This window comes from Neorhizobium huautlense (genome assembly GCF_002968575.1).
GTDB classification, from domain to species: Bacteria; Pseudomonadota; Alphaproteobacteria; order Rhizobiales; family Rhizobiaceae; genus Neorhizobium; species Neorhizobium huautlense.
Window position 1 is genome coordinate 52,950 of sequence record NZ_PVBM01000016.1, and the last position, 11,004, is coordinate 63,953.

The 11,004-nt window shown below is 57.8% G+C and carries 7 protein-coding genes; 6 read left to right on the top strand and 1 reads right to left on the bottom strand.

The genetic code is table 11. The features are described 5' to 3' along the window. Positions 1–702 precede the first annotated feature (702 nt). The 3 genes from C5L12_RS17605 to C5L12_RS17615 are packed head-to-tail and all read left to right on the top strand — an operon-like array spanning position 703 to position 3,667. Positions 703–2,640: a pilus assembly protein TadG-related protein gene (locus C5L12_RS17605; protein WP_280952532.1), complete on the top strand. Its 1,938-nt coding sequence runs from the start codon at positions 703–705 to the stop codon at positions 2,638–2,640. 23 nt (positions 2,641–2,663) lie between these two features. Next, on the top strand, positions 2,664–3,233 hold the full coding sequence (locus C5L12_RS17610) for a TadE/TadG family type IV pilus assembly protein (protein WP_245422958.1): 570 nt from the start codon (positions 2,664–2,666) through the stop codon (positions 3,231–3,233). Further along, positions 3,230–3,667 carry a TadE/TadG family type IV pilus assembly protein gene (locus tag C5L12_RS17615; protein ID WP_105373354.1) on the top strand — a complete coding sequence of 146 codons (438 nt, stop codon included), beginning with the start codon at positions 3,230–3,232 and terminating at the stop codon, positions 3,665–3,667. Before C5L12_RS17610 ends, C5L12_RS17615 begins: the two co-directional genes overlap by 4 nt. 147 nt (positions 3,668–3,814) lie before the next feature. On the opposite strand, the gene C5L12_RS17620 is transcribed toward C5L12_RS17615, so the two are convergent. Next, complete coding sequence (locus C5L12_RS17620) at positions 3,815–6,583, bottom strand: sensor domain-containing protein (protein WP_245422959.1); 2,769 nt, start codon at positions 6,581–6,583, stop codon at positions 3,815–3,817. Between the two features lie 508 nt (positions 6,584–7,091). On the opposite strand from C5L12_RS17620, the gene C5L12_RS17625 reads away from it, so the two are divergent. From C5L12_RS17625 to C5L12_RS17635, 3 genes are read left to right on the top strand one after another with little or no spacing between them, the layout of a single operon-like run. Beyond that, positions 7,092–7,583: an MOSC domain-containing protein gene (locus C5L12_RS17625; RefSeq protein ID WP_105373355.1), complete on the top strand. Its 492-nt coding sequence runs from the start codon at positions 7,092–7,094 to the stop codon at positions 7,581–7,583. A 27-nt stretch (positions 7,584–7,610) separates the two neighbouring features. After that, on the top strand, positions 7,611–8,540 hold the full coding sequence (locus C5L12_RS17630; RefSeq protein WP_245422960.1) for a PDR/VanB family oxidoreductase: 930 nt from the start codon (positions 7,611–7,613) through the stop codon (positions 8,538–8,540). A gap of 14 nt (positions 8,541–8,554) precedes the next feature. Beyond that, positions 8,555–10,951, top strand: coding sequence for a transketolase (locus C5L12_RS17635; protein ID WP_105373357.1), 2,397 nt, complete (start codon positions 8,555–8,557; stop codon positions 10,949–10,951). Positions 10,952–11,004 lie beyond the last annotated feature (53 nt).

Here is an 11,004-nt window from a genome sequence, read left to right on the forward strand (position 1 = left end):
GCCTGATGATCTGCTGATTTGCATAACGCCGCCCCCGAGAACTCGCCAGGTAGGGTTAACAAGGTCTTGCATCTAACCGGACTTGATTACTTTGCTCCGCGAAACGGACACTCCGGCGGAAAGCGGACATCTGTACCGACCGACCGGTTGAAGCAGCCGTGGTCAAAACTGGATTATCAAGACCAACAAGTCGGCTGCTGTCGTCTAAGTGCCGCGGCATCCCCGTCAAGAGATCGCGTCTCTCGTGTCTTTGACAGCACCTGCAACCGTGTCAGGAATGGCTCTAACCATGACCCACTGGCAATTTGCGAACGTTTACGTCCCATGCCGAGCCAAACGGCAGGCGCCGCGCGATGGATAGAGGGCCTGACCTGAGCCCAGAAGCGAAGAGATGACAGGGAATACGCAGCTCGGAGCAAAACTCTGCCGCGCCTTGTACCAAATTTGACGGGCCCGGCGACGGCGACGTCTACAATATTTTTGTGTCCGATTCTTCCTTCTCTATCCGTTCTCCGTCGTAAACCTCGCCGTCCTAAGACCGATGTAAGGTTTCGTTTAGCTCCACATCGCACTGCAAGTGCAGCAGGTCCCGTGTTTGACGTGAAATTGTCCCCGGAGCCGCGCCAACACTCGCAATAGCCCATAGGGCCCCGATTTTCGCGCGTCAGTTTTAGAACGCTAGTCTTGAGGAAACTTCGGACAATGAGGACTTACCACCGCCTTGCTAGCAAGTTGAGCGCCGACCAGCACGGGGGTATCGCAATCATGGCAGCAATACTGCTGCCAATCATCATTGGTTTCGCAGCTTTGTCCGTCGAGTATGGATACGGGTTGCTGGTGCGGGACGAAAATCAGCGCACTGCTGACTTGGCATCTTATGCGGGAGCGCTCGCCTATAGTGAAACAAGCTCGCAGGATCGGATGAGGTCTGCCGCGCTCAACGTTGCGAAGCTCAACGGTGTCGATCCTGCGAACGTTTCCGTCTCACTTGCAGCGTCACCGAAAGACGCAAAGCTCCAGGCGGTGTACGTTGGGGTCAAGACGACGAACACGCTATTTCTGGCACCGGTCCTCGGCGTGAAACCTCAACTTGACGTCGCAGCAGAGGCCTATTCCTCGTTTGGTGCGGCGGAAAGCGCCTGCATCATCGCGCTTGATAAATCGGGAACAGGCGTGGCGCTTTCCGGTGGTGTTCAGGTCGGCGCGCCCAATTGCTACGTGGCGTCCAACAATGATCTAGTCGCGCCCTGTGGAACCAAGATCACGGCCAAGAGCGCCACCTACTTTGAAGGCTCTTCACAGCCCTGTCCATCGACCGCGAACATTGTGAAGGGCGACGGCAGCGAAGCTCCCGTCACAAAGCAATACACCGGCGATCCTTTGGAAAACCACGCGGGCGTGGCGGAACTCAATGGTCGCCTCGACATAATTCGGAAGGCATCCTGGCCGGCTGAAGCTTCGGTCACCAAAGGCAAGGACATCGAATTCGGTGGCAGCACCTCACCCCCGGACACTGCTGCCGCCCTACAGGCCATTGGATGCAGCTACGACCCGGCCAACTACAATCAGTACTGGATGGACAAGTGGGATGTGACCTGCAGCGGTTCGAAGATCAACATCGGCTCCCTGCTTGTGCATGGCAACGTGCAGGTGAAGTTCAACGTCTCGGGCAGCAAGTCGACGGTCTATAGCTTCTCGGGCAGGATTCAGAACGACTTCGGCACAAAGCTGGAATTCGGCGACGGCATTTTTAACGTGGAGAAGGGGGTGTACGGTGCGGACCTGACATTTGGTGCTGGTTCCTTCCACTTTGGCATGGGAAGCGACAAATGCGGCGACGCGCGCTATAGCCTCTGCACGTCAGGCAAGGTCACCATCGATGGTCCAAGCACCTTCGTATTCGACGCCGGTTTCTATACTGGTGCTGGGGCCACACTCAAACTTGGGGCCGGTACGTCCAACAGTTACACCATCGGGAAATCCAGCGGCGACAATGCCATCGGGCTTGATGGCGGCTCCATTACGATCATGGCGGATGCCAGCACGAGCAAGGGTCTCTTCCGCCTGAACGGAGATCTGAATGGCGGCGGCGGTGGGAGCTGCATTGCCATCCCTGCCAGCGCCGAGCACGATATATCCGGAAACGTCAATCTGGCGGGGGGCGCACGACTTGGTGCTGGCACCTATACCGTTGATGGGTACTTCTCGGTCAATACCGGCGGCTCCGCATGTAGCGACAATGTCGCCGTCTCCGGCAAGGACGTCACCATCGTACTGTCCGGTATCGAAACACCTTCCGATTGGGAGTGTAGTGGAAAGTCGTTCTGCCTGACGGGCGGCAATGCCATCACGCTCAACGCCCCGAAATCCGGCCCCTTTGCGGAGCTGGCGGTAATTGGTCCGCAGTCTTCCAAGAACACGACAGGCGCCGAGATCACCTCCGGCGGCCGAGCCAAGATCTCCGGTGCATTCTATTTTCCAAATGGCGTGATCGACTTCGGCGGTGGTGGTCAGCTCGGGGATGCCGGGAACGGCTGCTTGCAATTGATCGGCACGAGCATCTCGCTGTCCGGCGGTTCCCAGGCGATGTCCGAATGTACGCAACTGAGTGGAACCGGAAAGGTGGCCTTGGTCCAATGAGGAAGCTTCTGAGAATAATGACGATGCAAGGGCACTTTCGTCTTGGCGATCGACGCAATGTCTTGAGGGACACAACAGGCAATGCTGCCATCGAATTTGCGCTGGTCGTCCCCATCTTCGCTCTGGTCTTCGTGGCGAGCGTCGATCTGGGAATGCTGGTGTTCTCGCGTTTTCAACTGGAGGCGGCCGTCTCGGCAAGCGCCAGCTATGCCATCGCACATTCCGACCAGGTCGATGGCAGCAACGGCAGCGAACTGGCCAAGAATCTCGCCCTCATGATCGCCAGCAATTATCGCGGCGATGCGACCGTGGTTATACAGGTCAACAACGGTCCACAGGCGAGTTATGACGGGGCCAAGATCAAGATCGGTGGTGTGAACAGTCAGGCCAATGCCTGCTATTGTCCAAAGGGGAATGCAGTATCAGTCGATTGGGGCGGGCAGTTCACCTGCAACACGTCTTGTCCTGACGGCGGGCGAGCCGGACGATATGTCGCTGTGACGGCGAGGCAGACATATACGCCATTCTTCAGGATGTTCGATGTCGTCAGAGACGGCTTCATTGCAGCCAATGCAGTGGTGCAGACGAAATGAAGTATTCCATTCGCAGGTTCATCCTTGAACGTTCCGGCGCAAGCGCCGTCGAGTTCGCGTTGGTCGCACCAGTCTTTCTCCTTTTGCTGTTTGGCATGATCGAATTCGCCCGATTGTTCTGGACGACGCATGCCCTCCGTGAAACAGCAATCGCCACTGCCCGTTGCATGGGCATACCGCAGCTCCAATGCGAAGATGGCGGAGCATACAGCTCTGAGAATGCGATCGCTTTCGCGAAATCCAAAGCGGCGGGGTGGCTCATCCAAATTGATCCGACGGCGATCACGCTCGATCGCAATGCCACCTGCAGTGGCCTGGAGGGTCTCTCACAGGCAAGGATCGAATATCAGTTCACGACTGTCGTACCCGATCTGCTCACATCGCTTGCGGGCGGTACCCAGCTGAAAGCCGAAGCATGCTACACCAATTACTGAATTGCTCGCGACATTGGACCTTCGCACACCTATGTGTGTCGCGATGGCGCGCTCTGCCCTGACGGTTCAAGAGAACCGAAGCAACGCTGGTGAGCATCCACGCCCCAATGGACGGGACCAATACGGTTTCACTACCTCAGACCCGCCTCACGACGCCAGGCTGAGGCCTTCCGGAAGCCCCAATAGCTTGATGAGCTCCGCTTTGGGCATTGGTTTGCCATAGAAGAAGCCTTGCGCGGCCTCGCAGCCATTCGCTGTCAGGAAGGTGGCCTGCTCGAGGGTCTCGACACCTTCCGCCACGACGCTCTGTCCGAGGCAACGGGCGATCAACAGGATCGCCTTCACCAGTTCGGAACTGCGCTCGCCGGCGCCGTTGATGAACGATCGGTCGATTTTGAGCGTGTCGATCGGAAAGCGAGCCAGATAATTGAGCGCCGAATATCCTGTGCCAAAATCATCGATGGCGATAGAGATGCCCATGGCTCGTAGTTCGTGCAGGATCTCCAGTGCCCTTTCCTTGTCGTCGAGCAGCAAACTTTCCGTGATTTCAATTTCAATCCAGGTCGCTCTACAGCCGGTCCTGCTCAGACAATCGGCGACCAACTTTGGCAAATCCCGGGATTGAAACTCCCTCGCAGATAGATTGATTGCCACTTTGTGCTGCAGTTGTCCGTCGGCATTCAGCGCGGACGCGGTACCGCAGGCCTCGTGCAACACCCAACGCCCCAGGTCGGTGATAAACCCAGTCTCCTCCGCTATACGGATGAACTTATCTGGTGGGATAATGCCTCGCTCCGGGTGGCGCCATCTGAGCAATGCCTCCGAGCCAAAGATGGTGCCGTTCTGCAAGAGCACCTTCGGCTGGTAGTGCAACTCGAGTTCGCCGCGATCGATGGCGTGGCGCAGTTCCGATTCAAGCGCGAAGCGTTCCTCTGCGCCCGCCGTTAGATCCCGGGTATAGAAATGGAAGCTATCCCGCCCCGAGCGCTTCGCCAAGTACATGGCGGAATCGGCGTATCTCACCAGATCGTCTGGATCTGTGCTGTCGTCGGGGTAGTGCGCGATGCCGACGCTGCAGGAAACGAACACTTCCTTGCCGTCAATCTCGAAGCGCTCGTTGATCTTTTCCAGCACCCTACTGGCGATTCGGTTGATGTCCTCCTCCTGCCGGATTTCCGGTAAAAGGATCGCAAACTCGTCCCCGCCCAGCCGCGCAACGGTGTCGCAATTCCGCACGCTCGCCCTCAGTCGATCCGCGGCCTGACGGAGCAGCTCGTCTCCGGCCGGGTGCCCCATCGTGTCGTTCACCGCCTTGAAATGATCAAGATCAATCAGCATTACGCCTGCCCGCTGACCATTCGATGCGGCGCCTGCGATCATATGCTGCAGACGGTCGTTGAAGAGCGCCCGGTTTGGCAATGCTGTGAGCGGATCAAAGAACGCCATCTGGTGAACTTTCTGACGCGACCAGTACAGTTCCGTGACATCACGCGAGACGCCAAGGATCGCCGTCACTGTCCCCTCGGGACCTAGCATTGGAACCTTTCTCGTCTCAAGACGGATACGCTCGCCGCTATCCTTGTGGGTGGCCCATTCTTCCTCGACGATGAGGCGACCGGCGGCCACAGTCTCTCTATCCAGATCGCGGAAGTATCGCGCCCTATCGACGTCGAAGAGATCGAAGTCAGTCTTGCCGACGACCTCTGATTCCGTATAGCCAGTCAATCGTTCGAACGCATGATTGCACAGCATATAATGCCCATCGATGCTCTTAAGCCATACAATGTCTGGAATGGTTTGGAGCACGCTTTGAAGTTGCGCACGTACTTCGTTCAGCGCCTCTTCCGATTCTTTGCGGGCGGTCACATCGCGCGACAGCACGAGAAATGTAGAGGTACCACGACTGCTTGAAGATCTCTTTGCAATTGAATGCTCGAACCAACGTGACTCTCCGCTCGGGAGAGTCACGTGCAGGCAACTTCCATAGGAAGTGCCGCTTGCATCGGCCTCGCGAATGGCTTCCATAGCGGTCGCGGCTTGGTCTGGCGGCAAGACTTCCTCGATTGTTCTACCAAGAAGGGCTTCCCGCTGCTGCGCCAAGAGGTCAGGATTTTTCGTCCAGACCTGGAGATACCGGCCTTCCGAATTCACTTCGAACAGAATGTCCGGGATGGCGGCCACTACCCCTTCGGCGAATTCCAGCGCTTCCCTCAGCTTTTGCTCGGTCTGCTTGAGTTCGGTGATATCCTGCATGGCGCAGATCGACCCTGCCGGTTCACCGCTCTCATCGAAAAAAACAGCCGTGTTGAACACCGCCTCGAATTCGTTGCCACCTGGCATCTTGATCTTTGATTCGTATCGCTGGACATCAAGCCCTTCGAAGAGAAGCTGCTCTCTTGCTGCATGCAACGTCGCGCTGTGGGCCGGAGCCAGGTCAAAAACAGTTGTGCCGATGACCTTCTCGCGAGAATGGCCGAAAAAATCCTCGAATGCACTATTGCAGCCTATGTGAAACCCCTGCCGATCCTTGTAAATGACCGGAATGGGAAGAGCCTCGAGCAGTTTCTCAAAAAGGTTCTCCTCATAGACTACCGCCTCATTCCGATGATGCTGCGGTGTAGTGCCATATCTGACAGACGTACAAGTGGACACTCTCAGTTGGGCGCCCGGGGCATGAGACCAAAGGTTTAGGCACACTGCGTGGCAGACATCATCAGATGAAAGGTTCAGTTGAAGATCGAGGCTGACGTTCTCGTGAAGAGATTGTCGCAGAGCCGAAAGCAGCGCTATAGCGTCGTTGGCATGACTGAGCCCCAAAAAGGCAGCAAGCTCTACTGCCAACTCGCCGGACGCCGAGGGTTCGCTGGAGCGCCCCTTCATAGGCTGTGCTTGCAGCGAGATGGGTGACGACTTCATGTGACTTATCCCGTTCGCGGTGATCGGAGGTTTCATACGTCTGATCGGAGCTTGTGAAGACCCACACGATTCATTCGAGCAGGAGAATTCAATGGCCGGTGGAGGCAGTCGTGCCGCACGGTGGAGGCATCAACGCCGTTTAGCGCACGGCAACAGACCGGATTAGAGGCAGGAAACATTAAGGAAAGCTGCCTGTTAAGCAGCTCCGCCAATCTTGAGACGCATATTGGATCGACATGCGAAATTTGGATACGACATCTGTCCGTCCAGTAGGAACCGCTTTTCGGGGTTTACAAGAATCAAACTCAGCTGAGCCAACTAGCGGAAATTCTCTCAAACTGGACTGGAAATATCGCCGCAAACTGGCTCTGTTGATGCAGCCAGTTTCGCGGCAGGTTTCACCATCCGCCGGAATTGGTGTGACGTGCAGTGAGTGATCGCAAGTGCTACTCGGCGCCGGCAAAGGGATTAAGGTTGATCAAAGGCAATGCATCGCGGGAGGGAATTTATGGCTTGGCAGGGAAGTCTACTCCACATTCACGTCGCGCCGGCTGCGTCTTACGAAATGGAAGAACTTGCCGAGGCGCAGCTCGTCGCCGGGCGCGGAATTGTCGGTGACCGTTATTATCTCGGTACTGGCACCTATTCTCCCAAGCCTGACATTCGTGAAGTCACGCTGATCGAAATCGAGGTTCTTGAAGCAATCGCCAACGGAGAGCCCAAGATTCCTGGTTTCAAGGGCGTGCTCAAACCCGAAGATCACAGGCGCAATCTGACGACCCGCGGCGTTCCGCTCAATCATCTGGTCGGCAAGCGCTTCCGGGTTGGGGAAACAGTTTTGCGGGCGGCACGAATGAATTTCCCCTGCAAGTACATCGAGGAGCTCCTCGGTATGCCAGGCCTATACGAGGGACTACTGAACCGCTCCGGTCTCAACTGTTCGATCGAGGTCGGTGGTATCATCCGCCCCGGCGATCCAATCCTGCCAATGGACGAGTGACGCGACATGGGATCCCCACGTATCATAATGAAACTAATAGTAGCAGGCGTCCGCGACGAACCCGGGGACGTCCGCGTGATCGAGCTGAGGCACCGGCACAGGCCTTTCCTGCCGGCCTTCGAACCAGGATCGCATGTCGACGTCCACCTCCCCGACCGGAAAGTACGCCAGTATTCGCTCTGCGGTGATCCCGCAGATCTCAGCCGCTACACGATTGCGGTGAAGCGCGAGACCGGCGGCCGGGGCGGCTCGGCATGGATTCATGATCAGTTGGAGCCAGGCGCCGAGCTGCCTGTGTCCGCCCCGCGCAATCACTTCCCACTCAAGGCGAGTGACGGGCCGCTCCTTCTGCTGGCAGGGGGGATCGGCATCACGCCGATCCTTGCAATGGCTCAGGCTCTCTGTCGGCAGGACAAGCCCTTCGAACTCCATTATTTTACCCGGAGCCGAAGCCTGACCCCTTTGCTGGGGACCTTGGAGGAGACCATCAGCCCCGAGAGCCTGAGACTTCACTTCGACGATCAAGTCGAAACCCGACAGGACCTTGAGGGCCTGTTGTCGAAAAGACCGAGCGGCGCGCAGCTCTATTACTGCGGACCTCCCGGCTTCATGGCGGCGGTCGCACGGGCTTCGGAACACTGGCCGGATGGTACGGTCCATTTCGAAGCCTTTCAGCCGCCGGTCCAGGACGATACACCACCGGAACCGTTCACGATCGTCCTTGGCAACGGGACGGTGGTTCCGGTTCCTGCCGACGCATCGGCGCTCTCGGCCATTCGCGCCGCCGGCGTGTTGCTGATGGCATCCTGCGAGAATGGCGTCTGTGGGACCTGCCAGTGCGGGTATCTGGAGGGCAAGCCGATCCATCGCGATGCGGTGCTTTCGAACGAGGCTCGCAGCCATCGATTTATCCCGTGCGTGTCACGCGCGACGGGCGTTCTGAAACTCGACCTGTAAATGTGGAGGTAGAGATGGACCCGAAGATCAGCTATTTGAACGAAATAGAGCGCTGCGTTTTATGGCTTGCCGCCTGGACGATCCACCACGCCAACCATATCCGCGAGGGAGACGAGGTGAAGGTGGGCGGGCATCAGGCTTCGTCCGCTTCGCTGAGCACGATCATGACTGCACTCTACTACTCGGTGCTCCGTCCCCAGGACCGGGTCGCGGTCAAACCCCACGCAGCGCCGATTTTTCATGCTCTCCAGTATCTCGCAGGCAACCAAACACGTGAAAAACTTGAAAACTTCCGGGGTTACAAGGGTGCGCAGAGTTACCCGTCTCGGACCAAGGATGTCGACGACGTTGATTTCTCCACTGGCTCCGTCGGCCTGGGGGTAGCGCAAACACTGTTTTCTTCCCTGGTTCAGGACTATGTGACGGCACATGGCTGGATGAACGATCGGCCCGAAGGGCGAATGGTTAGCCTGATCGGCGATGCCGAGATGGACGAAGGCAACATTTATGAGGCCCTGATCGAGGGGTGGAAGCACGGCCTCAGGAACTGCTGGTGGATCGTGGATTACAACCGCCAGTCACTGGACGCTGTGGTCCGCGAAGGGCTCTGGGAGCGCTTCGAACAGATATTCAGAAACTTTGGCTGGGACGTCGTGATCCTGCGCCACGGCTCTTTGCAAGAAGCTGCCTTTGCCGAGCCAGGTGGGGACAAGCTGCGGCAGTGGATCGAGAAGTGTCCGAACCAGCTTTATTCAGCCCTGACCTTCCAGGGTGGCGCGGCGTGGCGAAAGCGGCTGCTGGACGAGATCGGCGACCAGGGGCCGGTGACTGCGCTCATCGAGCGACGTTCCGACGAGGAATTGCATGCGCTCATGGTCAATCTCGGGGGGCACGATCTGCCGTGCCTGCTTGAAGCATTCGAACAGGCCTCGCGGCACGACCGTCCAGTCTGTTTTATCTGCTACACGATCAAGGGCTACGGCCTGCCACTGGCAGGCCACAAGGATAACCATGCCGGGCAAATGACCCCAGGTCAGATGGAAAATTTTCGCCAGCGGATGGCTGTTCAGCCTGGGCAGGAGTGGGAAAAATGGGCCGCGGCCACCATTCCGGCTGATGAGCTCGACGCGTTTGTCGCTCAAGTACCGTTCTTCAGGGAGGGCCGCCGTAGGCTCTCCGCCCCGGCTATCCCCGTCCCTCCTGCACTCACTTCGCCTGGCCAGCCGGGCAAGCTGCTGTCAACCCAAATGGGCTTTGGCCAGATCCTCAACGATGTCGCGCGTGATGACACACCGCTTGCCGAGCGCATTGTGACGACCTCCCCAGACGTAACAGTTTCGACCAATCTTGGCCCCTGGGTCAATCGGCGTGGTCTCTTTGCCCGCGAAAGTATGGCCGACATCTTCAAGTCAGAACGGATACCGTCGACCTATAGCTGGGAGTTCGGTCCAAAAGGCCAGCATCTCGAACTGGGTATCGCTGAATCTAACCTGATGATCATGCTCGGGGCTCTCGGTCTTTCGCATTCGATCAACGGCGCCCGGCTCCTGCCCATAGGCACTGTCTATGATCCATTCATCTACCGCTCCGCTGATCAATTGAACTACGCCTGCTACCAGGATGCGCGCTTCCTCCTGGTCGCGACCCCGTCCGGCGTCACGCTTGCTCCGGAAGGCGGAGCGCACCAGTCGATCGGCACGCCATTGATCGGGATGGCTCAGGACGGGCTCTGTGCATTCGAGCCCGCATTTGTTGACGAGCTATCTGTCATCATGCGGTTCGCCTTCGACTACATGCAGCGCGACGGTGACGGTGATCCGGATGAGACAACGTGGTTGCGCGATCAGACGGGCGGATCCGTCTATCTCCGTCTCTCGACACGCCCGCTGGAACAGCCAGCACGACCGATGAATTCTGACCTGGAACAAGACATCATCAACGGAGCCTACTGGTTGCGTCGGCCCGGACCAAATGCCAGCGTGATCATTGCCTACCAGGGTGTCGTCGCACCCGAGGCGATTGCCGCGACAGGTCTGCTCGCCGAAGATCGACGCGATGTCGGATTGCTGGCAATCACGTCAGCAGATCGGCTCAATGCCGGGTGGCAGGCAGCAGAGCGCGCCCGGCAGCGCGGCGCTGCCGGCGCGATTAGCCACGTCGAACGCCTGCTGGCGCCGTTGTCACGCGATTGTGGGATTGTCACGGTCATCGACGGGCATCCCGCTACGCTCTCCTGGCTTGGCGGCGTTTATGGTCACCGTGTAAAGTCTTTGGGTGTCGAGCATTTCGGGCAGACCGGGACAATCGCGGATCTTTACCGGCATCATGGTCTCGATACCAACGCAATCATGCACGCGGCTCAAGCGGTGAGCGGTGGAAGGACCGTACGCTATCTCCAGGCGCTTTCATGAAGACTGAATTCTGCCCTCCAAATAACTTCTGGGTTCAAAGGTCCGTGTCGGGG